Here is a 22,677-nt window from a genome sequence, read left to right as displayed (position 1 = left end):
ATCAATCCTTGGCGCGTGCGACCCCCGGGACGGACACGCCACGCGGCTGTTCCTGTCCATCCGTGCACACTTCACCAATGTAGGCGGGGGGCTCCCCCTTGCCAAGTAATTCGGGGACCCCTGCGGCGAGGGCAGCAGGGGCGCCCCCCTGCTTGCGCTGCGGAGCGGGGGTGAGACGGACGATCCCGGCGGCGTCGGCGGAGACCAGATACCCCGCCAGGGAGCGCCGGATCGGCGCGCCGCGGCGCAGGGCCGGCAGCAGCGATTCGAGGACCAGGGTTTCGAGGCGCTCGAGTCGGCGCGGCGCAGCGCCGACCCGAGTCAGGGCGAGATCGAGGCAGCGCAGGGCCACGGCATCCGGCAGCGCCGCCAGGGCGGTCCCGTCGAGGCATAGGGCCGCCTCCGTCTCCGGCCCCGACCGCATCCCGTCGAGGGCCTGCTCCGCCGCGCTCCGGAGGGCGGCCTCGTCGCGGGCGGCGCGCTCGGCGAGCCGGGCGAGGCGCGCCGGGGTCAGGCCCTCGCGGTGCAGGACCGGCCAGGCCGCGCGCAGGCGACCGCGGGCGAAGCGCGGATCCGCGTTGGCGGGATCGCGCACATACGGGAGGCCGCGCGCCTCGCACCACGCCACCAGGGCCGCCTTCGGCAGGTGCAGGAACGGACGCCCAAGCACGATGCCGGGGCCGAGAACCCGCTCGGCGCGCATGCCGGCGAGCCCCGCGGGGCCGCTGCCGGCCGCGAGCCGCATCAGCACCGTCTCGGCTTGGTCATCCTGCGTATGGCCCGTCAGCACGAGGCCGGCGCCGACCGCCTCGGCGTGGGCGGCGAGCAGGGCGTATCGGGCGGTTCGAGCCGCTTCCTGCAGGCCGGTGCCGGGCTTCGCGCCGACCCAGGGCAGGATCGCGTGGGGGAGGCCGTGTGCCCGCGCGGCGTGGCCGACGGCCTCGGCCTCCGCGGCGGAGCCCGGGCGCAGACCATGATTCACGGTGGCGACCTGCACGGACGCGCCGGTCGCGTCGCGCAGGCTCGCGGCGGCGTGCATCAGGGCGCTCGAATCGGGGCCGCCCGAGACGGCGAGGAGCACGATCCGCCCGCCGCGCGCGGCCGGGTCGAGCCAGGGGTGAAGGGCGCCGAGGACCGGGTCGCCCGGGTCGCTCAGGCGCCGCAGCGGGCGCGCTTCTGCTCGCGGGCGACGCCCTGGCGGACGCCGCTGCCTGCATTCGGGAATTTCCGGTCGAGTTCGGCCAGCGTCGCGCAGGCCTGCTCGCGGGCGCCCAGCGCGTTGAGCGTGACGCCGAGCTTCAGCATGGCGTCGGGGGCCTGGGAGGAGCGGGCGTAGTCGGTGGAGACCTTCAGGAACTGCTCGGCGGCCTCGCGGTTGCGGCCGCGGGCGAGGTAGCTCTCGCCGAGCCAGTAGGTCGCGCCTGAGACGCGGTTGTCGCGCGGATGCGACTGGATGAATTGGCGCAGGCCCATCTCGGCCTGCTCGTACTGCTTGGCGCGGTACAGCTCGACCGCGGCGTCGTAATCCGCGGCCGGATCGCCCGTCCGGGTCGCCGCGACGCTCTCGGGGGGACGCGCCGGGATCGCGCCGGTCCGGGCGGGCGGGCGCAGGTCCACCGGCTCGTCGTAGCCGGGAGCCCCGGCATCCGCATCCTCCTCGTCGATCGCACCCTGGGGCAGGCGCTGCGCCCGGGGGGGAGCCTCGGCGGCCTCGACGGCCTCCCGGGGCGGCAGCGGTGCGGAGGGCTGCGTGCTGCCGAGCTGCATCGGCGCGCCCGGGGCGCCGGGGGCTTGCCCCGGATCGAAGGCGTCGCCGCGCTTGCCGGGACGCCCGGACCCCGGATTGCCGCCGTTGACGGTGCCGGCCGGGCTGGAGGAAGGGGCGGCCGAGGGGGCGGCCTTGCCGCCCTTGCCCTCGTTCAGGCGGAACTCGACGTCCTCCTGGAACTTGCGCAGCTGCTCCTTGAGCTGCCGGTTCTCGTACTGGAGGGTCTCGATCTGGCCGGCCATGAGCCGGGACTGGTTCTCGATGCGGCCGAGGCGCACCACCAGCTCGGAGGCATCCTGCGCGACGGCCGGGTGGCCGAGGAGCAGGGCGCCGAGGGCGGTGGCGAACGCGAGGCGGGTGCGAAGGCGGGCGGGCATGGGGCGGCTGCGATCCGGTGTCGGCGCGAGGGCCTATCAGATGCGCCGCACCGCGGCAAAACTGCGGCGCGGTGCGGCGGCGGTGGTCGGCACCGCCTCCGTGACGCGGGGGCCGCGCCGTTACGCGCCGGCGCCGCGATCGAGGACGATCACCGCGCGGCGGTTCTGCGACCAGCACGAGATGTCGTTGCACACCGCCACCGGCCGCTCCTTGCCGTACGAGACGGTCCGCATCCGGCTCGCCCCGATGCCGCGGGTGGCGAGGTAGTCGTTCACCGCCTGGGCTCGGCGGGCACCCAGGGAGAAGTTGTACTCGCGGGTGCCGCGCTCGTCGGCATGGCCCTCGATGATGAAGGTGTAGCGCGGGTAGCGCTGCAGCCACGCGGCCTGCTTGTCGAGAGTTGCGGTCGCGGTGGGTGTCAGGTCGGTGGAATCCGACTCGAAGAACACCCGGTCGCCGATATTGACGACGAAGTCCTGCGCGCTGCCCGGGGTCGCGGCGCCCGCCCCGAACGCGGAGGCGTCGGCGAGGTCCTTGTCGTTGCTGCAGGCGCCGAGGCCGAGGCCGGCGACGAGCGCGAAGCCGAGGGCGGCGGCGCGGAAACGCTGGGGCATGGTGTATCACTCCTCGAGCGGTGCCGAAGGCCGGCTGCGGGTCTTCGAGGCGGGTCCGCGTAGTCCTGGGGCCGTTAGGTAGGCGTCGATGGTTAAGCGACGGTTCCGCCGAGCGGCGCGGGGGCGTGGTGGCGTTCCGCACCGGTCGGTGGCGTGCGCTGACGCACCCGGAACGCACCCGGAATGCGGCAGCGGCGGGGCCGACGGGCCGGAAAGGCCATTTCCGCCGCCTCGGTTGCGGCGCTGCAACAGGCGTGGCGCCGGCCGGCGGTAACGGATCCAGCGGCGCCTTAAGAGATCGTCAACCCTGTCGATAGCTAATCCGGGGGCTGAACATCGGACCCCGTCATGCGCCCCGCTCAGAGCGTTCTCATCGTCGAGGACAGCTATCTGCTCCTCGAGATCATCGCGAGCCTGTGCGAGACGCACGGCATCCGGGTGATCGAGGCCTCGACGGGCGAGGCCGCGCTGACCATCCTGCGCGACCGGGGCGCCGCGATCGACTGGCTGTTCACCGACATCCACCTGCCCGGCCTGATCGACGGCTGGACGGTGGCCCACGCCTTCCGGGCGATCCATCCCGACCGGCCGGTGGTCTATACCTCCACCGACGCGAACGGCCGCATCGGCGTCCCCGGCAGCCTGTTCCTGCGCAAGCCGTTCCAGGTGCAGGAGGTCAACCGGCTGGTGCGGACAATGGTCGAGGGCCTGGGCGCGCCCCTCCGCGCCGCCGGCTGAGACCGCATCCCCGAGGCCTCGACCGATCCGGCGGACCCGAATCGCGATCCGCCGTGGCCTCAGCCGCCCCGGAACAGCGCCACGATCTCCGGCGCGGCGAGCCACGCCTCAACCCGCGGGCAGGCGAGGTCGCCCGGCGCCGCCGCGTCGTAGATGGCAAAGCTCGCCGCGATGAAGCCCGGCAGGTCGTAGAGCACCGGGAAGTCGTCGCCCCGGGGCTTCGCCTTGAACAAGTACGAGCCGGTCAGACCGAAATGCTCGGCGACCGGCGGGTAGATCGGCCAGACCACGTCCTGGGCCAGTTCGTCGCCGAGGTAATCCTCGATCGTCACGGGCTCGGGCGTCAGCCCGCTCTCCTGCAGCAACCGCCCGGCGATGTCGCCGAGGACATGGACCTTGGGATGGTTCATCAGGTGCATGAAGGCGCCGCGGCGCGCCCAGCGGGTCACCTCGCGCTCCAGCCCGAAGCCGAGGGCGGCGGCCGCGCCGACGAGTTCGCGGACCGCCGGATCCCAGTGGTCGAGATAGCCCAGGCGGGCGAATACCGCCTCGCGGAACAGGCCGACGGTACGCTTCGGCTCGAGACCGAGCCGGTGGGCGGTCAGCGCGATCGCCGAGTGGTACTGCCCCATCGGCGACGGTGTCAGCCTGAGGGCGGCGAGGTCGGAGGCCTGGCCGACATAGACCATGTCCGGGTGGTAGGCCGAGAACACGATCGACGGGAACAGCTTGAGCCGCGGATCGGCGGCGCGCAGCGTGGCGACGTCGCCGCCCGGGATCAGCCCGGCCGGGAAGGCCTGCGAGAAGACGTGGTCGTGGGCGCGCAGGGTCCGGATCAGGCCGTCGACATGGCCGTGGTCGCGCTTCAGAGAGCCCATGGGCAGGTAGCGCACCGGGCTCCGCGGCGCGAGCAGGCGCATGGCCCGGGCGATGCCCCGCGCCTGGCAATTGCCCAGAACCGCGATCGACGGGCCGTCACGGGTCGTAGCGGCGCGGGCGCGGTTCCGCCATGGTGTCGCCCAGGTGGGCGCCCAACTGGGTGTCGGGAACGTGAACGCGCTGCGGGCGCGCCGGGGCAGGTCGTTCAGGGCCACGTCGCGTGCCGGTGTCAGCGGACGGAACAGCACCCCCGAGGGCCTGTCGCCGTCGTGAAGAAGAGGGTTCGAAGATGGCGTTGAATCCGTATACGGGTCTACCGGCCGAGCGATTCTGGCGCAAGGTCGTCACCAACGTGCCGCCCTTCGCGGTCAATCCGCACCCGAAGGACACGTTCGTGATCGGGCCGACCGACAAGGTCGCCACTGGCGGGTCCTGCTTCGCCCAGCGGGTGGCCGAGGCAGTGCGCGGCGCCGGCTTCAACTACTACCTGACCGAGCCGCCGACCCCCGGCATGAGCGCCGAGGAGGCCAATGCCCGCCAATTCGGCACGTTCTCGGCGCGGTACGGCAACCTCTACTACACGCGCCAGTTCGTGCAGCTTTTCGACCGGGCCTACGGCAAGTTCGAGCCGGAGCTGAAGGCGTGGCTGCGCGACGACGGCCGCTACGTCGACCCGTTCCGTCCCACGGTCGAGCCGGCGGGCTTCGCCAGCGAGGCCGAGGTTGTCGCGGCGCGCGACGCGCACCTCGCCGAGGTGCGCCGCCTGTTCGAGACGCTCGACGTGTTCGTGCTGACGCTCGGCCTCACCGAGGGCTGGCGCTGGCGGGCCGACGGCGCGGCGCTGCCGCTGGCTCCGGGCGTCGCGGGCGGCACCTTCGATCCGGACCTCTACGAGTGCGTCAACGCGGGCGCGGGTGAGGTTCTGGGCGACCTCAACGGCTTCCTCGACCGGCTCTGGAGCGTGAACCCGAAGGCGCGGGTGATCTTCACGGTCTCGCCGGTGCCGATGATCGCCACCTACATGGACCGGCACGTGATGGAGTCGAACAGCTACTCCAAGTCGGTGCTGCGGGTGGCGGCCGGCGAGGTGGTCGGCCGCGGCGACCCGCGGGCGGTCTACTTCCCCGCTTACGACATCGTCACGAGCAACGTGAATGCCGGGCGCTACTACAACGAGGACCAGCGCACCATCAACGACGCGGGCGTCCGCCACGTCATGCGCCTGTTCCTGGCGACCTTCGCCCGCGACCGGGTCTCGCCGGCGCCGACCCACGCCCCCGTCGACCTCGCGGCCGAGTTCGAGGGCAATGCCGGCGTGATCTGCGACGAAGAGGAGATCGAGCGCAGCGTGGCGTAGGCCCAGGGTTTGCCTCCGGCCGGCCCTTTCGGGCAAGCTCGGCCTTGCCCGGGGCGCCCCGCCCCTCCGGAGACGAATGCCTTGAGCCTGCCCCCGTCCCGCCGCGCCGACCACGACATCGATCCGGTCTTCGTGAAGCGGCACTCGCCCCGCGCCTTCACGGGCGAGGCCGTGCCCCAATCCGAGCTGATGCGGATGATCGAGGCGGCGCGCTGGTCGCCCTCCGCCTACAACTCGCAGCCCTGGCGGTTCCTCTACGCGATCCGGGACGACGCCAACTGGGAGACCTTCCTGGGCCTGCTGGTGCCCGGCAATCAGAAATGGGTGTCCGGCACCGGCGCGATCCTGTTCCTGGTCTCGAACGGGCTCATGAAGGTCGGCGACGAGCTGAAGCCGTCCTACAGCCACTCCTTCGACGCCGGCACCGCCTCGCTGGCCTTCCAGCTCCAGGCGATCCACCAGGGCTGGCACGCCCACGGCATGGTCGGCTTCGACCATGTCCGCGCCCCCGAGGTCCTGCGCCTGCCCGAGAACCACCGGATCGAGGCCGCCTTCGCGGTCGGCCGCAAGACGCCCGAGGCGGACCTCACCGAGGAGCAGCGGCCCCGCGAGACGCCGAACGGCCGCCGGCCGATCACGGACTTCACCATCGCGGGCGCGTTCCCGTCCGACGCGGGCTGAGGCGGGCTGGAACCGGGGCCTTCGACCAGGGATTGTGTCCGCATCGCACCGGCGTCGCCGGCCTGGGGCTCACCGCCACAGGCCTGGCAGGGAGAGCGGCGGAGCGCCGGGCCTGCACCGATCCGGTCCGCCCTGCGACGAATCGGGAGCTGGCTCATGAACCCGTCCGACCGCGCCCCGCGCGACGTTTTCCTCGATGACGGACCGTTCGACCACGTCTCGGGACTGCAGAGCGTGGCCGAGCGTCATGGCGTCAGCCTCGATGCCGTGCGCCATCTCGTGCAGGCGCTGGAGCGCGGCCACGGCACGATGGCACAGTTCGACCATCCGGATCTCGGGGGGATGGGCCAGTGGTTCGCCGGCGGCATGGTGATGGTCGGCCGGATGTTCGACGATGCCCTGAAGGCGCGGGTCGGTGCGCTCTGCACCGAGCTGGCCGGCTCCCTGCCGGCGGGCGGTTTCTCGGACGCCGCGCCCGCGGCGCGGCGCGGCGGCGGCGAGTGGTGGCCGGCCGGTCTGGGATCGCCGGCCAGCACCGGCGCGCAGGACGGGATGCGCTACGCCTATTTTCCGGAGCGTCGGCGGCTCGCCGTCGAGTCGGGCTCGGGCATCGCCCTCTACGATACCGGCGATCACCGCATCACCGGCGTGTCGCAGGCGAACGGCAACCTCGGTTTCACCGGGCCGGCCGGCGCCGTTGCCCTCGACAGGCTGCGCCGGATCGAGGCGGAGGTCGCCGCCCCGCGGCAGGTGGATCCGCAGCAGGTGGATCCGCGCCAAGCCGACCCGGCGGAGATCCGAGCCTTCACCGGCGCCGCGGCGCCGGACCGGTCGTCTCCGGGCGACGTGCTCGCGACGCTCGAGCGGCTGGCCGATCTGCACGCACGCGGCGTGCTCACCGACCGGGAGTTCTCGGACAAGAAGGCGGAGCTGCTGGCTCGGCTTTAGCGGACGGTCAGGTCATCCATYGGCCGGGGTCCGACGCAGGCATGCGGTCGGCCGGCGATGGCGCCCGTTCCCGTCTCGCCTTGGGGCGTATGATCCTGACCAGTCGGGATATGCCCCTCCGGCCGCAGCCCATGCCGGTGCCGCCGATCCCGGGGGGAACCGGACCGGACGTCAGGCGATGCCGGCGCGCAGCAGGTCGTGGACGTGCACGATGCCGACCGGCCGGCCGTCCGTGACCGCAAAGACCGCCGTGATCAGCCGGCGATTCATCAGTTCCAGCGCGGCCTGGGCGAGCTTGTGCGGCTCGACGGTGATCGGGTCGCGGGTCATGACCGTCGAGACCGGCGTGTCGAGGATCGCCGGGCCCATGTGACGGCGCAGGTCGCCGTCCGTGACGATGCCGACCAGCCGTCCGGCCCCGTCGGTGACGCCGACGCAGCCGTAGCGCCGCGCCGCGATCTCGATCAGCACCTCGGACATCAGTGCGGTCTCATGCACCAGCGGCATGTCCTGGGGGCCGTGCATCACCTGCTGCACGGTCTTGAGGCGGGCCGCCAGGGTGCCGCCGGGATGCAGGGTGTGGAAGCGCGCCGAGGTGAAGCCGCGCCGCTCCAGCAGGGCGACCGCCAGGGCATCGCCCAGCGCCAGCTGGATCAGACTGGAGGAGGTCGGTGCGAGGTCGTGCGGGCAGGCCTCCCGCACCCGCGGCAGTTCGAGAAGCACGTCGGCGGCCTTGCCCAGCGTGCTCTCGCCGTTGCGGGTGATGGCGACGAGCGGAATCGAGAAGCGGCGGCTGAAGCCCACGAGATCGGACAGTTCCGCGGTCTCCCCGGACCACGACAACGCGATGATCACGTCGTCCCGGGCGATCATCCCGAGATCGCCGTGGCTCGCCTCGGTGGGGTGGACGAAGAAGGCGTGGGTGCCGGTGGAGGCCAGCGTCGCGGCGATCTTGCGCCCGATATGCCCGCTCTTGCCGATGCCGCTGACGATGACCCGGCCCTTGCTCTGCAGGATCGTCTGCACCGCCTCCTCGAAGGCCACGCCGAGCCGCCCCTGGAACGCCGCACCCGTCTCCTGCAGGGCCGCGATGCCCAGCTGGAGGCTGCGCATTCCGAGGTCGCGGGTGGTGGCGAGGTGCGCGGACGGCGCTTCGAAGGGGTCGTCGCGGCGGTCGTCGCGCAGGGCGCTGGAGGCGGGAGCGTTCATCGTATCCGTTCTGGACCCGTCCGGCCGGGTCCGCGGGCCCGAGGGGCCGGCGGTGCGAAGCGTGTGCGGTGACGCTAGGCAGTCGTCGTGGTTGAAATGTGACGCGGGGACGACGCAGCGCCGCAGCCCGGTTGAAGCCCCGTGCCGGCGGGTCCATGCTGCGGCAGCGCCATCCCGCCACGCGGGCCGAAGGAGGGCACAAGCCCCATGACCATCCGCTTCCCCGATCCCGACCCCGCGATCCTCGCCCGCCGCGACGCGATCCTGGCGGGCCTCGCGCCCCTGGTGGCGCCGGAGGCCCTGGTGGTGAGCGAGGACGAGCGCCGGGCCTTCGAGACCGACGGGCTGACCGCCTACCGGCAGATGCCGCTGGCCGTGGTGCTGCCGTCCACGACGGAAGAAGTCGCCGCCGTGATGGCCTATTGCCACGCCAACAACGTGCGGGTCGTGCCCCGCGGGGCCGGCACCTCGCTGGCGGGCGGGGCCATCGCGCAGGCCGACGCGATCATCCTGGGCGTCGGCAAGATGACCAAGGTCCTCGACCTCGACTTCGCCAACCGCACCGCCCGGGTGCAGAGCGGTATCACCAACCTGGCGATCTCCGGCGCGGTCAGCCACGAGGGCTTCTTCTACGCCCCCGACCCGTCGAGCCAGCTCGCCTGCACCATCGCGGGCAACATTGCGATGAATTCCGGCGGCGCCCACTGCCTCAAATACGGCGTGACCACCAACAACCTGCTGGGCGTCACCCTGGTGCTCAACGACGGCACCGTCGTGGAGATCGGTGGCCCGCACCTCGACAGCGGCGGCTACGACCTGCTCGGCCTCGTCTGCGGCTCGGAGGGGCAGCTCGGGATCGTCACCGAGGCCACCGTGCGGATCCTGCGCGCGGCGGAAGGGGCGCGGCCGGTCCTCGTGGGCTTCTCGAAGGTCGAGGATGCCGGCGACTGCGTGGCGGCGATCATCGCGGCCGGCATCATCCCGGTGGCGATCGAGTACATGGACCGGGAGGCGATCCTCATCACCGAGGATTTCGCCCAGGCCGGCTATCCCCGCGACGCCGAGGCGATGCTGATCATCGAGGTCGAGGGCTCGGACACCGAGTGCGACGCGATGCTGGCGCGGATCGAGCGGATCGCGAAGGACTTCCGCCCGACCAGCGTGCGGGTCTCGCGCTCGGAGGCCGAATCCGCGGCGATCTGGAAGGGCCGCAAGTCGGCCTTCGGCGCCACCGGCCGGATCTCCGACTACATCTGCATGGACGGCACGATTCCCACCGGCCAGCTCGGGCCGGTGCTGGAACGGATCGGCGCGATCTGCGCCGAGAAAGGGTTGCGGGTCGCCAACGTGTTCCACGCGGGCGACGGCAACCTGCACCCGCTGATCCTGTTCGACATCAACCGGCCCGGCGAGTTGCAGAAGGCCGAGGCCGCCGGCGACGAGATCCTGAAACTCTGCGTCGCGGTCGGCGGCTGCCTCACCGGCGAGCACGGGGTCGGTATCGAGAAGCGCGACCTGATGCGCTTCCAGTACGATCAGGTCGATCTCGAGCAGCAGATGCGGGTCAAGGCGGTGTTCGATCCCGACTGGATGCTGAACCCCGCCAAGGTCTTTCCGCTGGACGGGCGGCTCGCAGCCTGATCAGGGCCGCCTTGGCCTGAACCGGGTCCCGGTTCCGACCGCGGCGTCCCGGACGATCAGGCAGCCTCGACCTTGCGGCTCGCGCCGCGGCCCTTGCCGGCGGTGGCCCCGCCCTTGCGGCGGCCCTGCGCGGGGCCGGATGCTTCTTCGGCGTGCTCGGACTCGTCCTTGTCGGCGGACTGGGCGCGTCCGGGCTGGCCGAGCCCCAGGCTCTTGGCGAGGGCCGAGCGTTGCGCCGAGTAATTCGCCGAGGTGGTCGGGTAATCGGTCGGCAGACCGTAGCGCTCGCGGTAGCTCTGCGGATCAAGCCCGTGCTTGGTCAGGTGACGCTTGAGCGTCTTGTACGGCTTGCCGTCGATGAAGCTGACCAGTCCGTCGGGACGAATCGACTTGCGGATCTGCGCGGGCGTCGGCCGCTCGACGCTCTCGGCGGTCGCGGCGGCGGGGCCGGATCCGATCGTGTTGAGCGCCTCGTGGATGCTGGCGATCAGCGCCGGCAGATCGGCCGACGGCAGCGAGTTGTTGGAAACGTAGGCCGCGACGACGTCCACGGTCCGCTCGATGTAGTCCAATTGCGATGTCGGCGCAGCTTCTGACATTCTCACTTTCCTGGGCACAAAGCCTGTTGGGACCCTCACTTTTCGCGAGTTAAGATAGCGTCTGAAAAATGCAAGACGCTCCATACAATTATCTGTGATCTGTCGAAAGTCTAAGTCTGCAACACCCTGCGCAGCTTACAGGGTATGGTTGCATTGGCGGTACTTCGGGCACACTTCTGAGGCGTTTTGTCCCCGCCGGACCCGCGAATGCTAGTCGGATCCTGTGGCCGGGTTTTCGTTGCCGGCAGAGACCGTTACCCTCGGGTTCGGGTCCGATCCCGGACGGTGCCGCACCGTCGCCGTCCGACCGGGCCGGAACGACCGTCAATCGTCGCACCGTTGTGTGGACGCATGACGGCCGCCTGCGTCATTTTCGCCCGCCGGTCTGGGCCTCAGACGAACGTCTTGCGCGGGTCGAAGGCGTCGCGCACCGCCTCGCCGGCGAAGACGAGCAGGCTCAACATCACGGCGATGACTAGGAAGCCTGTCAATCCGAGCCACGGGGCCGTCAGATTGTCCTTCCCCTGTGCCAGGAGCTCGCCGAGTGACGGCGACCCCGGCGGCAGCCCGAATCCCAGGAAGTCCAGCGATGTGAGGGTGGTGATCGAGCCGTTGAGGATGAACGGTAGGAAGGTCAGCGTCGCCACCATGGCGTTCGGCAGCAGATGGACCGTCATGATCCGGATGTTCGACAGGCCCAGCGCCCGCGCGGCCCGGACGTATTCGAAGTTGCGCGCCCGCAGGAACTCGGCGCGCACGACGCTGACCAGCGACACCCAGGAGAACAACAGCATGATCCCGAGCAGCACGAAGAAGCCCGGGGCGATGAAGGCCGAGATGATGATGATCAGGTAGAGGGTCGGGATTCCGCCCCAGACCTCGATGAAGCGTTGGAAGGCAAGATCGACCCAGCCGCCGAAATAGCCTTGCACGGCCCCGGCCACCACGCCGATCGCCGAGGAGATGGCCGCCAGGATCAGGCCGAACAGCACCGAGATGCGGAAGCCGTAGATCACCCGCGCGAGCACGTCCCGCGTGGTGTTGTCGGTGCCGAGCCAGTGCCAGGGGATGTCCGCGCAGGTCGTCCCGCCGAGTTTCTCCGCCACGGGCCGGCACTGCGCGTCCGTGAGCATCCAAGTCGGCGGCGACGGCGAGGGCGTCGGCAGATCCTCGTTGATCGTGTCGTACGAAAACGGGATCGGCGGCCACAGCGCCCAGCCGTTCGCCGCGATCTCCTTGCGGATCTCGGAGGACCGGTAATCGGTCGTGGCGAGAAATCCGCCGAACTTCTCCTCGGGATAGTCGACCAGCACCGGGACGAGCCACTCGCCCTTGTAGGACAGCAGGATCGGGCGGTCGTTGGCGATGAATTCCGCGAACAGGCTCGCGACGAACAGGACCGCGAAGATCAGGAACGACCCGTAGCCGAGCCGGTTGCGGCGAAAATTGTCGACGCGGCGCCGGTTGAGCGGCGACAGGCGCAGACGTCGGCCGGCGGCCTCGGTCGGGACCGGGGGCGGTGCGCCCTCGTCCGGGCGCAGGACCAGCGGCTGGGCGCCGGGCATCGGCGCCGGCACGACCTCGCCGCCACCGGGACGGGTGACTTCGTTCATCCGTGCTGCCTCCCGCACCACGCCGCGCGCGATCCCACCGCCGGGGGACCCGGCCGGGCGGGCGCTGAACCGCCTGCGGAGCGGATGCCGGACGCGCTCAGCCGTCGAGCCGGGTCGCGGTGCCGTCGATCTCGGTGGGACGCACGTCGCCGCTGCGCTCCATCCAGCGGCGCAGCAGGCGGACGTTGCGGCGGTTGGCCTTGAAGGCGGCATCGAACAGGTCGCCCGCCAGCGGCACTGCGCCGATCAGCCCGTCGAAGGCGACGTTCAGCCCCATCCGGGCGAGCATCCAGCGCGGCGCCCCGAGGCGCTTGGCCTCGTAGACGATGAAGGACGAGATCACCATGCCGGCCACGTCGCCGATCACCGGCACGAGGCCGATCAGCGCGTCGAACCCGACCCGCCGGTTGAGGCCCGGGATGACGAAGGCCGTGTCCATCAGGTGAGCCAGCGTCTCGAGCCGGGCGAGGCTCGCCTCGCGGCCGAGATCCGCCGACAGGAAGGCGGGCCGGGGGCCGGAGCGGGTCTCGCCGCCGGACAAGGTCTCGGCACGGGCGAAGCGCCCGGCCTGGGCAGCCTGGGTGAAGTCCATGGTCGGGATCCGTGGGGAAGCCATCGTGCCCAACGATGTGGCCCCCCGGTCGGATCCCCGCAAGGACGGCGCCCCCGCGGCTCACGCCGCCCTCCCGGCGAGGCCGCGCATGCGGTCGAGAGCCGCATCCAGGGTGGCGTCCTCCTTGGCGAAGCACAGCCGGACGATATTGCGCACCGCGGCATCCGGGTAGAAGGCGCTCACGGGAATCGCCGCGACGCCGTGCCGGGTGACAAGCGCCTCGCAGAACGCCGCATCGTCGGCGTAGCCGAGGTCCGCGATGTCGATGTTGAGGAACCACGTGGCCTGGGCCGGCAGCACGGTGAAGCCGAGGTCGCGCAGGCCGCCGGCCAGCCGGTCGCGGGAGCGGGCGTAGCCGGCCCGCATCGTCTCGAACCACGGGACCGGCTTCCCGAGGCCGTAGGCCACCGCCTCCTGGAGGTTCGGGGGCGTGGTGAAGGTGAGGAACTGGTGCGCCTTGGCGAGCCCGCGCATCAGCCGGGCATCGGCCATGACGAACCCGACCTTCCAACCGGTGAGGGAGAAGATCTTGCCCGCCGAGCCGATCTTCACGGTCCGCTCCCGCATCCCGGGCAGCGCCATCAGCGGCCGGTGGCGGGCACCGTCGAACACCACGTGTTCCCATACCTCGTCGCAGAGGGCGGTCACGTCGAAGCGTCGGCAGTAGCGGGCGAGCAGGTCGAGGTCGTCGGGCGCGAACAGCGTCGCGCTCGGATTGAGGGGATTGTTCAGCACCACGACCCGGGTGCGCGCCCCGAACGCCTCCGCCAGGGCCGCCTCGTCGAGGCGGAAGGCCGGAGGCTGCAGGGCCACGATCCGCGGCACGCCGCCGGCACGCCGGACGAGGGGCAGGTACGCGTCGTACATGGGCGCGAACAGCACGACCTCGTCGCCGGGCTCGATCAGCGCCAGGAGCGCCCCGGCCAGCGCCTCGGTGGCCCCGGAGGTCACCATCACCTCGGTCTCGGGATCGAGGTCGAGACCCTGGTGCGCGGCGTAATGGGCGGCGACCGCCTCCCGCAGGGCCGGCAGCCCCATCATCGGCGGATACTGGTTCCAGCCCTCGCGGAGCGCCCGGGCTCCGTGCGCGCGGACATCCTCGGGGCCCGGATCGTCGGGGAAGCCCTGGCCGAGGTTGATCGCGCCGTGGACGCGCGCGAGCCGCGACATGGTTTCGAACACCGTCGTCGGGAGCGCGGCGAAGAGGGGATTCATGCGGCGCGGAACGCGATGCCGGACATCGGTGGGCTCGATCCGAAGGGGATTTGCGGGCGGGATTTGCGGGCAGGACCTGTTGACGGAACTCGGCTCCGCCGCGGCCTCTACCATGGGTGCCGCACGTTGCGGAATGTGCGCGCTCGCACAGACCCCGATTCCAGCTCGCACCGATCGACTGACGAATGTTGACATTCATCACTCGTACCGTACGTTGCGGTCACGGCCGGAGCGGCGCAACCGCCGGCGGGGCTTCGCCCCCTCGCCCCGTCAGCGGGGTGCCGCTCCGGTCCTCACGAAGGGCCATCGACTTGCGGGTCGGTGGCCCTTTCGGCATGTCCGGGGGCGTCCGCTCCGATCGCCGGACCGGCACCGGAACCCGACGATGCGGTCCCCCTCGCACGCCCTCCTCGTCTGCCTGGCCCTGGCTCTGCTGATCGGCGGCCTCGGGATCGGCCTGCGCCGCGCCGTGGCGGTCAGGCCCGTGGACGCGGCCTTCCATGCGGTGCTGCGGGCCTACGCGGCGCCGGATCCATCCGGCGGAAGCCAGCAACACGAGTGAAACCTCGTCGCCCTAGTGACGGCGCATTGAACGGGCACCTCTGGACCCGCACGGCGACGCGGTTCGGTGAACATGTCGCCGCGGCAGGGAGCCGTTCGGAGCCCGGACAACGTTATGGGCTTACGCTCCCGCCCGCGGGATCGGAATCGTCGACCCGGACGGGAGGGCCGCTCCAACGCGGCTCTCCGGGGTGCGGCAGGATGCGACGCCGCGGAGGCCGGAATGGGGGCTTGGACAGCGAGGGATAGGGTGCCGACGGTCGCGCAGGCGGCCGGCCTGTGCTCTAGTCAGGCATGAACGAGAGTTCTCCGATCCGGACCGACACGGCCCGGGCCTATCAGCCCGGTGAGGCGCCCGTGCGCGACGTCCGGAGGCGGCGGTTCCGGCCGATCCGCTGGCTCGTGATCCTGGTGCTGCTCGCCGGCGCCGGTGCGATCGGCCATCGCTGGTACGAGGCGCGCACCGACAAGGGCGCGGAGCCCGCCACCGCTCAACGGACCGGCGGCCGCGGCGGCCGGCACGGCGGCGCCGACATGCCGCAGGCGGTGGGCATCGCGGCGGTCACGACCGGCGACATGCCGGTGGTGCTCCAGGGCCTCGGCACGGTGACGCCGCTGGCCACCGTGACGGTGAAGTCGCAGATCAGCGGCTACCTCACCCAGGTGAAGTTCCGCGAGGGCCAGACCGTGAAGGCGGGCGACGAACTCGCGCAGATCGATTCACGGCCCTACGAGGCGCTGCTCGCCCAGTACCAGGGCCAGCTCGCCCGCGACCAGGCGCTGCTCCAGAACTCCAAGCTCGACCTGCAGCGCTATCAGACCCTGAACCGGCAGGACTCGATCTCGAAGCAGAACGTCGACACGCAAGGCGCCCTGGTGAAGCAGAACGAGGGCACGGTCGCGGCCGACCAGGCACTCGTCGACCAGCAGAAGCTCAACATCGCCTACACCCACATCACGTCGCCGGTGGACGGCCGGGTGGGCCTGCGGCAGGTCGACCAGGGCAACTACATCTCGGCCGCCTCCACGGCGATCGTGGTGGTGACCCAGCTGCACCCGATCTCGGTGATCTTCACCCTGCCGGAGGACGACGTCGCGCGGGTGATGCGGCAGGTGCGGGCGGGCGCCAAGCTCACCGTGCGGGCCTATGACCGCGGCGACGCCCACGAGATCGCCACCGGGCGGCTCGACACAGTCGACAACCAGATCGACACGACCACCGGCACGGTGAAGCTGCGCGCGCTGTTCGACAATTCCGACGAGGAGCTGTTCCCGAACCAGTTCGTCAACGCCAAGCTGACCGTCGACACGGTGCGGGGCGCGACCCTGGTGCCGAATTCCAGCCTGCTCCAGGGCACGCCCGGCACCTACGTCTACCTGATGGACGGGGACAGCAAGGTCACGGTCCGGCCGATCAAGACCGGCGAGACCGACGGGACCACCACCGTGGTGGTCTCCGGCCTGAACCCCGGCGACCGTGTCGTCACCGACGGCACCGACCGGCTGAAGGACGGCGCGCCGGTGCGGATCACCGAGGGCGCGCAAGCGGCCGCGGGCGACGGCAAGGCCGCGGCGGCGAAAACGGACGGCAGGACGGACGGCAAGACTGAGGTGAAGCCCGGCACGTCGGCCGGCGGCGCCGGGGATGCGCAGGGCGCAGCGGAGGGCGGTCGTCGGCACCGGCGCCGTCAGGCGCAGTGAGCGGGGCAGCGCGCAGGACGCGCGGCCTCACCGCCCCTGTTCGCGGGAATCCTTCGGGAGGCCGGTCCCAATCGCACCCTCATCCTGAGGTGCTGCGCAGCAGCCTCGAAGGAAGGCTCCAGGGATCGCAGCGCTGTCTGGAGGGCTCCTTCGAGGCCTCCGCTCCGCTTCGGCGCCTCAGGATGAGGGCGAGCCCGGGAGACCCGTCCCTCGCGATCCCGAGGCCCGGACGTGTCACCCTCCCCGGCCCGGGGATGGATAGCGGGCGCCGGCGATGAACCCGTCCCGCCTGTTCATCCTCCGCCCGGTGGCCACGACGCTGCTGATGCTGGCGATCCTGATCGTCGGCGGCGTGTCGTACCTGAACCTGCCGGTCTCGGCGCTGCCGGCCGTCGACTACCCGACCATCCAGGTCCAGACCTTTTATCCGGGCGCCAGCCCCGAGGTGATGACCTCCTCGGTCACGGCGCCCCTGGAGCGGCAGTTCGGCCAGCTCGCCAACCTCAACCAGATGACCTCGCAGTCCTCCGCGGGCGCCTCGGTCATCACCCTGCAGTTCAGCCTGGACCTGTCCCTCGACATCGCCGAGCAGCAGGTCCAGGCGGCGATCAATGCCGCCGGCAACCTGCTGCCCTCGGATCTGCCGGCGCCACCGGTCTACGCCAAGGTCAACCCGGCCGACGCGCCGGTCCTGACGCTGGCGCTGACCTCCAAGACCCTGCCGCTCACCCAGGTCCGGGACCTCGCCGAGTCGCGCCTGGCCCAGAAGATCAGCCAGGTGGCGGGCGTCGGCCTCGTGAGCATCTCGGGCGGGCAGCGCCCATCCGTGCGGGTGCGGTTCAACGCGCGGGCGCTCGCCGCCTACGGCCTCAACATCGACGACCTGCGCACCACGATCACCAACCTCAACGTCAACACGCCGAAAGGCACGATCGACGGGCCGACGCAGTCCTACGCGATCAACGCCAACGACCAGATCCGCGACCCGAAGGCCTACAACTCCGCGATCATCGCCTACCGCAACGGCGCCCCGGTGATGCTCTCGGAGGTGGCCGACGTGGTCGAGGGGCCCGAGAACACCAAGCTCGGCGCCTGGGCCGACGCGACGCCGGCCGTGATCCTCAACATCCAGCGCCAGCCGGGCGCCAACGTCATCGCCACGGTCGACAAGATCAAGTCGCTGCTGCCGCAGCTCCAGGCGAGCCTGCCGGCCGCCGTGGCGGTGGCGCCGCTCACCGACCGGACCACCACGATCCGCGCCTCCGTGGAGGACGTGCAGTTCGAGCTCGGCCTCGCCATCGCCCTGGTGGTGCTGGTGATCTTCTTGTTCCTGCGCAGCCTGTCGGCGACCCTGATCCCGAGCCTGTCGGTGCCCCTGTCGCTGGTCGGCGCCCTGTCGGTGATGGACCTCTACGGCTTCTCCCTCGACAACCTGTCGCTGATGGCGCTCACCATCGCCACCGGCTTCGTGGTCGACGACGCCATCGTGGTGATCGAGAACATCGCCCGCCACGTGGAGGCCGGCGACTCGCCCCTGGAGGCGGCGCTCAAGGGCTCGCGCGAGATCGGCTTCACCATCATCTCGCTGACCGTCTCGCTGATCGCGGTGCTGATCCCGCTCCTGTTCATGGGCGACGTGGTCGGGCGGCTGTTCCACGAATTCGCCATCACCCTGGCGGCGACCATCATCATCTCGGCGGTGGTGTCGCTGACTTTGGTGCCGATGCTGTGCGCGCGGCTCCTGAAGCACGTGCCCGAGGCCGCGCCCCGCCGGCGGGAGGGCGCTCTGTCCCGCCTCGGCCGACGCGCCATCGACGGCACGATCGCGTCGTACGGGCGCTCCCTGCGGGTGGTCCTCGACCACCAGGGCCTGACGCTGCTGGTGGCTCTGGGCACGCTGGGACTCACCGTCTACCTGTTCGTGGTGATCCCCAAGGGCTTCTTCCCGGTGCAGGACACCGGCGTGATCCAGGGCATCACCCAGGCCGACCAGTCGGTCTCCTACGCGGCCATGGCCGAGCGCCAGCAGCGGATGGCCGAGATCGTCCTGAAGGATCCGGACGTGGCGAGCCTGTCCTCGTTCATCGGGGTCGACGGCCAGAACGTCACGCTGAATTCCGGCCGGATGCTGATCAACCTGAAACCCCAGGCGGCGCGCACGGCCTCCGCCAGCGCGATCATCCGGCGGATCTCGGCGGCCGCCGCCCATCAGCCCGGCATGCGGCTCTACATGCAGCCGGTCCAGGACCTGACCATCGACACCGCGGTCTCGGCGACCCAGTACCAGGTCATCCTCGAGAGCCCGAACATCGACGATTTCGAGACCTGGGTGCCGCGCTTCACCGAGGCGTTGGCGAAGTCGCCCGTGGTGGCCGACGTGGCGAGCGACCACCAGGGCCAGGGACTCGCCGCCTACGTGACCATCGACCGGCCCACCGCCGGCCGCTACGGCATCACCCCGGCCACGATCGACAACGCCCTCTACGACGCCTTCGGCCAGCGCATCATCTCGACGATCTTCACCCAGTCCAACCAGTACCGGGTGATCCTGGAGGCCGATCCGAAGCTGCACACGACCCTGCGCAGCCTTGACGCGATCTACCTGCCCTCGTCGACGGCGACCAACGGGCAGGTGCCGCTCTCCGCGGTGGCGCGGATCAGCGAGCGGCGGGCGCCGCTCCTGATCTCGCATCTCGGCCAGTTCCCGGCCACCACCGTGTCGTTCAACCTCGCCCCGGGCGCGGCCCTGGGCCAGGCCGTGGAGGCGATCGACGGGGTCAGGGCCGCGATCGGGCTGCCGCCCTCGTTCCGCGTGGTGCCGCAGGGCTCGGTCTTCGCCTTCCAGTCGGCGCTCGGCAACGAGCTGTTCCTGGTGCTCGCGGCGATCGTCACGGTCTACATCGTGCTGGGCGTGCTCTACGAGAGCTTCATCCACCCGATCACGATCCTCTCGACCCTGCCGTCGGCGGGGATCGGGGCGCTGCTCGGCCTGATGCTGTTCGGGTTGTCGCTCGACATCATCGCGGTGATCGGCATCGTGCTGCTGATCGGCATCGTGAAGAAGAACGCGATCATGATGATCGACTTCGCGCTCCAGGCGGAGCGCGAGGACGGGCTCGAGCCCCGCGAGGCGATCTTCCAGGCCTGCCTCCTGCGCTTCCGGCCGATCCTGATGACGACGCTGGCGGCGCTCTTCGCCGCGGTGCCGCTGATCCTCGGCACCGGCGTCGGCTCGGAGCTGCGCCAGCCGCTGGGCATCTGCATCGCCGGCGGCCTGATCGTCAGCCAAGTGCTGACCCTGTTCACGACGCCGGTGATTTATTTGGCTTTTGACCGGCTGGAGCGGCGGATTTCCGGGCGGCGCCCGGAGATTGAAGGCGGCGAGGTGTTGCCGTGACGGGGCGGGACGATCCCGCGGCTCTCCCTCCCCCCTCGGCGGGCTTGCGGTGTCAGCCGTCGCAGGCGGCCCTAAAGCTGCTGTCTGGAGCGCGGGTCCCCGCTCCCGTTCGGGAGAGGGACAGGGTGAGGGGTGTGCGGCATCCGGAGAAGTCGCGACGGCTCCGTACGTCGATGGCGTGCTCCATCCTGAACGTTCTCGCCCCTCACCCCAACCCTCTCTCGCACGGGAGAGGGGGCAGGTCGCGCTTTGCCACCGACACCGGTCACCGACCGATTGGGGCGAACACCCCTGCCGCGACGAAGGTCGGTGGCCCGACACCGTCTCTCACGCAGCTGGCGTCCTGGCCTGAAGCCGGGAGCCCCCACCCGTGAACATCTCCGAGCCGTTCATCCGGCGGCCGGTGGCGACCACGCTGCTCACGATCGGCGTGCTGCTCGCCGGGCTGTTCGCCTTCCTGAAGCTGCCGGTGGCGCCGCTGCCGCAGATCGACTTCCCGGTCATCCTCGTCCAGGCGCAGATGGCCGGGGCCTCGCCCGAGACCATGGCCACCACCGTGGCGGCGCCCCTCGAACGGCGGCTCGGCGCCATCGCGGACGTCAACGAGATGACGTCCACAAACGCGCTGGGCTCCACCCGGATCGTCCTGCTGTTCGGCCTGAATCGCGACATCGACGGCGCGGCCCGCGACGTGCAGGCCGCCATCAACGCCGCCCGCGCCGACCTGCCGACGGCCCTCCGGCAGAACCCGACCTACCGGAAGTTCAACCCCGCCGACACGCCGATCATCATCCTCGGCATGACCTCGGAGACGCTGACCCGCGGCCAGGTCTACGATTCCGCCGCCACCGTCGTGCAGCAGAAGCTCTCGCAGCTCCCCGGTGTCGGCAACGTCGATATCGGCGGCTCGTCCCTGCCGGCCGTGCGGGTCGAACTCGATCCGACGGCCCTGTTCAACTACGGCATCGGCCTGGAGGGCATCCGGGCGGCGCTCGCCTCCGCCAACGCCAACTCGCCCAAGGGCGAGATCGATGCCGGGGACCGCCGTTACCAGCTCTACGCCAACGACCAGGGCCGCAAGGCCGCCGATTACCGCGACATCATCGTGGCCTACCGCAACGGCGCGGCGGTGAAGCTCACCGATGTCGGCCAGGTGCTCGACGGCGTCGAGGACAAGCGCAACCTCGGCATCGTCAACGGCAAGTCCGGCGTGCTGCTGTTCGTCTACAAGCAGCCCGGCGCCAACGTGGTCGAGACCATCAACGCCGTGAAGGAGGCCCTGCCGCAGATCACCGCGGCGCTCCCCGGCGGCATCGACATCAAGCTCACCGGCGACCGCAGCGCCACGATCCGCGCCTCGCTCTCGGCCACCGAGGAGACGCTGCTGGTGGCGGTCGGCCTCGTCATCCTGGTGGTGTTCGGGTTTCTGCGCTCCTGGCGGGCCACCCTGGTTCCGGCGGTCGCCGTGCCGATCTCGATCATCGGCACCTTCTCGGCGATGTACCTGCTCGGCTACTCGCTCAACATCCTGTCGCTCACCGCCCTGATCATCGGCACCGGCTTCGTCGTCGACGACGCCATCGTGGTGCTGGAGAACGTCCAGCGGCACATCGAGGAGGGCAAGCCCCGGCTCCAGGCGGCGCTGATCGGCGCCCGGGAGGTCGGCTTCACGGTGATCTCGATGAGCCTGTCGCTCATCGCGGTATTCCTGCCGATCCTGTTGATGGGCGGCCTCGTCGGTCGGATCTTCCAGGAATTCTCCGTCACCCTGTCCCTGTCGATCCTGATTTCCTTGGTGTTGTCGCTCACCACGACCCCCATGATGTGTGCCCGGTTGCTCCGGGCCGAGGGGCACGGCCCGAACGGCGAACCCCCGGCGGGGCGGCGACCGAACTGGCTGATCCGGATCCTGGAGGGCGGCTTCACCTGGCTGCTCGGCGCCTACGCGCGGACGCTCGCGGTGGCGCTCGCGCATCCCCGCCTCGTCCTGCTGAGCCTGCTCGCCACGGTGGGTCTCAACGTCTACCTCTACGTGATCGTCCCGAAGGGCTTCTTCCCCGAGCAGGATACCGGGCAGATGATGGGCGGCATCCAGGCCGACCAGCGCATCTCGTTCCAGTCGATGGAGAAGAAGCTCAAGCAGGCGACCGCGATCGTCGGCGCGGACCCGGCGGTGGAAAGCGTCGTCGGCTTCACGGGCGGCCGCGGCACTAACTCGGCCAATGTGTTCGTCGGCTTGAAGCCCCTCAACGAGCGGGCGCCGATCTCGGCCGTGATGGCGCGGCTGCGGCCGAAGCTCGCGCAGGTCGCGGGCGCGCGGCTCTACGTCTTCCCGCGCCAGGACCTGCAGATGGGCGGGCGCCAGAGCTTCGCCCAGTACCAGTACACCCTCCAGGGGGATACCGCCGAGGAGCTGTTCGCCGCCGCCCCGAAGCTGGTGGCCGCCCTCCAGAAGGATCCCACCTTCGCGGACGTGACGTCCGACCAGCAGGAAGGCGGGCTGGAGAGCCGGGTCGTGATCGACCGGGCGACCGCGTTCCGCTACGGCATCACGCCGAACAAGATCGACAACACCCTCTATGACGCCTTCGGCCAGCGCCAGGTCTCGACGATCTACAATCCGCTGAACCAGTACCACGTCGTGATGGAGATCGCGCCGCGCTACCTGGAGACGCCGGAGACGCTCAAGCAGATCTACGTCTCGACCTCGGGCGGCAACGCGCCGGGTGCGGCCACCACCAACGCGGTGGCCGGCACGGTGGCGG

The 22,677-nt window shown here is 70.7% G+C and carries 18 protein-coding genes; 9 read left to right on the top strand and 9 right to left on the bottom strand.

Translation table 11 applies throughout. The features are described 5' to 3' along the window. Position 1: 1 nt before the first annotated feature. The 3 genes from tilS to pal form a co-directional block, all read right to left on the bottom strand. On the bottom strand, positions 2-1,081 hold the full coding sequence (gene tilS / locus AC1DXK_RS12915; protein ID WP_457107372.1) for a tRNA lysidine(34) synthetase TilS: 1,080 nt from the start codon (positions 1,079-1,081) through the stop codon (positions 2-4). 71 nt (positions 1,082-1,152) lie between these two features. Beyond that, a complete protein-coding gene (ybgF, locus tag AC1DXK_RS12910; protein WP_457107371.1) occupies positions 1,153-2,145 on the bottom strand; it encodes a tol-pal system protein YbgF in 993 nt (330 codons plus the stop codon). A gap of 120 nt (positions 2,146-2,265) precedes the next feature. After that, a complete protein-coding gene (pal, locus tag AC1DXK_RS12905; protein WP_457107370.1) occupies positions 2,266-2,760 on the bottom strand; it encodes a peptidoglycan-associated lipoprotein Pal in 495 nt (164 codons plus the stop codon). A gap of 348 nt (positions 2,761-3,108) precedes the next feature. Here pal and AC1DXK_RS12900 point away from each other — a divergent pair, with 348 nt between their 5' ends. Then, positions 3,109-3,498, top strand: a complete 390-nt coding sequence (locus AC1DXK_RS12900; protein WP_457107369.1) for a response regulator — start codon at positions 3,109-3,111, stop codon at positions 3,496-3,498. Positions 3,499-3,557: 59 nt separating this feature from the next. Here the strand turns inward: AC1DXK_RS12900 and AC1DXK_RS12895 are convergent, their stop codons facing one another. Further along, positions 3,558-4,625 (bottom strand): WcbI family polysaccharide biosynthesis putative acetyltransferase, encoded by a 1,068-nt coding sequence (locus AC1DXK_RS12895; RefSeq protein ID WP_457107368.1) that lies wholly within the window; start codon positions 4,623-4,625, stop codon positions 3,558-3,560. A gap of 41 nt (positions 4,626-4,666) precedes the next feature. Here AC1DXK_RS12895 and AC1DXK_RS12890 point away from each other — a divergent pair, with 41 nt between their 5' ends. From AC1DXK_RS12890 to AC1DXK_RS12880, 3 genes are all read left to right on the top strand, one after another. Continuing rightward, positions 4,667-5,734, top strand: coding sequence for a GSCFA domain-containing protein (locus tag AC1DXK_RS12890; protein ID WP_457107367.1), 1,068 nt, complete (start codon positions 4,667-4,669; stop codon positions 5,732-5,734). 81 nt (positions 5,735-5,815) lie between these two features. Further along, complete coding sequence (locus tag AC1DXK_RS12885) at positions 5,816-6,415, top strand: nitroreductase family protein (RefSeq protein WP_457107366.1); 600 nt, start codon at positions 5,816-5,818, stop codon at positions 6,413-6,415. Positions 6,416-6,571: 156 nt separating this feature from the next. Next, positions 6,572-7,363 (top strand): SHOCT domain-containing protein, encoded by a 792-nt coding sequence (locus AC1DXK_RS12880; protein ID WP_477297956.1) that lies wholly within the window; start codon positions 6,572-6,574, stop codon positions 7,361-7,363. 171 nt (positions 7,364-7,534) lie between these two features. Here AC1DXK_RS12880 and AC1DXK_RS12875 read toward each other — a convergent pair whose 3' ends face one another. Then, positions 7,535-8,572 carry a KpsF/GutQ family sugar-phosphate isomerase gene (locus AC1DXK_RS12875; protein ID WP_457107364.1) on the bottom strand — a complete coding sequence of 346 codons (1,038 nt, stop codon included), beginning with the start codon at positions 8,570-8,572 and terminating at the stop codon, positions 7,535-7,537. Between the two features lie 207 nt (positions 8,573-8,779). Here AC1DXK_RS12875 and AC1DXK_RS12870 point away from each other — a divergent pair, with 207 nt between their 5' ends. Continuing rightward, the gene (locus tag AC1DXK_RS12870; RefSeq protein ID WP_457107363.1) at positions 8,780-10,213 is read left to right on the top strand and encodes an FAD-linked oxidase C-terminal domain-containing protein; all 1,434 of its coding nucleotides are present in this window, start codon (positions 8,780-8,782) and stop codon (positions 10,211-10,213) included. Between the two features lie 56 nt (positions 10,214-10,269). Here AC1DXK_RS12870 and AC1DXK_RS12865 read toward each other — a convergent pair whose 3' ends face one another. The 4 genes from AC1DXK_RS12865 to AC1DXK_RS12850 all read right to left on the bottom strand — a co-directional run bounded on the left by AC1DXK_RS12865 (position 10,270) and on the right by AC1DXK_RS12850 (position 14,253). Further along, positions 10,270-10,812 (bottom strand): Ros/MucR family transcriptional regulator, encoded by a 543-nt coding sequence (locus AC1DXK_RS12865; RefSeq protein ID WP_457107362.1) that lies wholly within the window; start codon positions 10,810-10,812, stop codon positions 10,270-10,272. Between the two features lie 392 nt (positions 10,813-11,204). Next, positions 11,205-12,425 (bottom strand): ABC transporter permease, encoded by a 1,221-nt coding sequence (locus AC1DXK_RS12860; RefSeq protein WP_457107361.1) that lies wholly within the window; start codon positions 12,423-12,425, stop codon positions 11,205-11,207. Positions 12,426-12,522: 97 nt separating this feature from the next. Beyond that, positions 12,523-13,017, bottom strand: coding sequence for a DUF4112 domain-containing protein (locus AC1DXK_RS12855; protein ID WP_457107360.1), 495 nt, complete (start codon positions 13,015-13,017; stop codon positions 12,523-12,525). Between the two features lie 81 nt (positions 13,018-13,098). Beyond that, positions 13,099-14,253, bottom strand: coding sequence for an aminotransferase (locus AC1DXK_RS12850; protein WP_457107359.1), 1,155 nt, complete (start codon positions 14,251-14,253; stop codon positions 13,099-13,101). Between the two features lie 385 nt (positions 14,254-14,638). On the opposite strand from AC1DXK_RS12850, the gene AC1DXK_RS12845 reads away from it, so the two are divergent. The 4 genes from AC1DXK_RS12845 to AC1DXK_RS12830 all read left to right on the top strand — a co-directional run. After that, complete coding sequence (locus AC1DXK_RS12845) at positions 14,639-14,815, top strand: hypothetical protein (protein ID WP_457107358.1); 177 nt, start codon at positions 14,639-14,641, stop codon at positions 14,813-14,815. 293 nt (positions 14,816-15,108) lie between these two features. Further along, positions 15,109-16,515, top strand: a complete 1,407-nt coding sequence (locus AC1DXK_RS12840) for an MdtA/MuxA family multidrug efflux RND transporter periplasmic adaptor subunit (RefSeq protein WP_457107357.1) — start codon at positions 15,109-15,111, stop codon at positions 16,513-16,515. 274 nt (positions 16,516-16,789) lie between these two features. Next, positions 16,790-19,912 (top strand): MdtB/MuxB family multidrug efflux RND transporter permease subunit, encoded by a 3,123-nt coding sequence (locus AC1DXK_RS12835; protein WP_457107356.1) that lies wholly within the window; start codon positions 16,790-16,792, stop codon positions 19,910-19,912. 370 nt (positions 19,913-20,282) lie between these two features. Beyond that, positions 20,283-22,677: efflux RND transporter permease subunit (locus tag AC1DXK_RS12830; protein WP_477297951.1), on the top strand; the 2,395-nt coding region annotated here is incomplete at its 3' end.

It is taken from the genome of Methylobacterium sp. P3_A11, from assembly GCF_056403155.1.
This window is presented reverse-complemented; position numbering and strand designations above follow the sequence as displayed.

Coding starts and splice junctions, on each gene's coding strand:
- ybgF (WP_457107371.1), bottom strand. CDS start 2,145: ATGCCCGCCCGCCTTCGCACCCGCCTCGCGTTCGCCACCGCCCTCGGC.
- pal (WP_457107370.1), bottom strand. CDS start 2,760: ATGCCCCAGCGTTTCCGCGCCGCCGCCCTCGGCTTCGCGCTCGTCGCC.
- AC1DXK_RS12900 (WP_457107369.1), top strand. CDS start 3,109: ATGCGCCCCGCTCAGAGCGTTCTCATCGTCGAGGACAGCTATCTGCTC.
- AC1DXK_RS12890 (WP_457107367.1), top strand. CDS start 4,667: ATGGCGTTGAATCCGTATACGGGTCTACCGGCCGAGCGATTCTGGCGC.
- AC1DXK_RS12880 (WP_477297956.1), top strand. CDS start 6,572: ATGAACCCGTCCGACCGCGCCCCGCGCGACGTTTTCCTCGATGACGGA.
- AC1DXK_RS12875 (WP_457107364.1), bottom strand. CDS start 8,572: ATGAACGCTCCCGCCTCCAGCGCCCTGCGCGACGACCGCCGCGACGAC.
- AC1DXK_RS12870 (WP_457107363.1), top strand. CDS start 8,780: ATGACCATCCGCTTCCCCGATCCCGACCCCGCGATCCTCGCCCGCCGC.
- AC1DXK_RS12865 (WP_457107362.1), bottom strand. CDS start 10,812: ATGTCAGAAGCTGCGCCGACATCGCAATTGGACTACATCGAGCGGACC.
- AC1DXK_RS12860 (WP_457107361.1), bottom strand. CDS start 12,425: ATGAACGAAGTCACCCGTCCCGGTGGCGGCGAGGTCGTGCCGGCGCCG.
- AC1DXK_RS12855 (WP_457107360.1), bottom strand. CDS start 13,017: ATGGACTTCACCCAGGCTGCCCAGGCCGGGCGCTTCGCCCGTGCCGAG.
- AC1DXK_RS12850 (WP_457107359.1), bottom strand. CDS start 14,253: ATGAATCCCCTCTTCGCCGCGCTCCCGACGACGGTGTTCGAAACCATG.
- AC1DXK_RS12845 (WP_457107358.1), top strand. CDS start 14,639: ATGCGGTCCCCCTCGCACGCCCTCCTCGTCTGCCTGGCCCTGGCTCTG.
- AC1DXK_RS12840 (WP_457107357.1), top strand. CDS start 15,109: ATGAACGAGAGTTCTCCGATCCGGACCGACACGGCCCGGGCCTATCAG.
- AC1DXK_RS12835 (WP_457107356.1), top strand. CDS start 16,790: ATGAACCCGTCCCGCCTGTTCATCCTCCGCCCGGTGGCCACGACGCTG.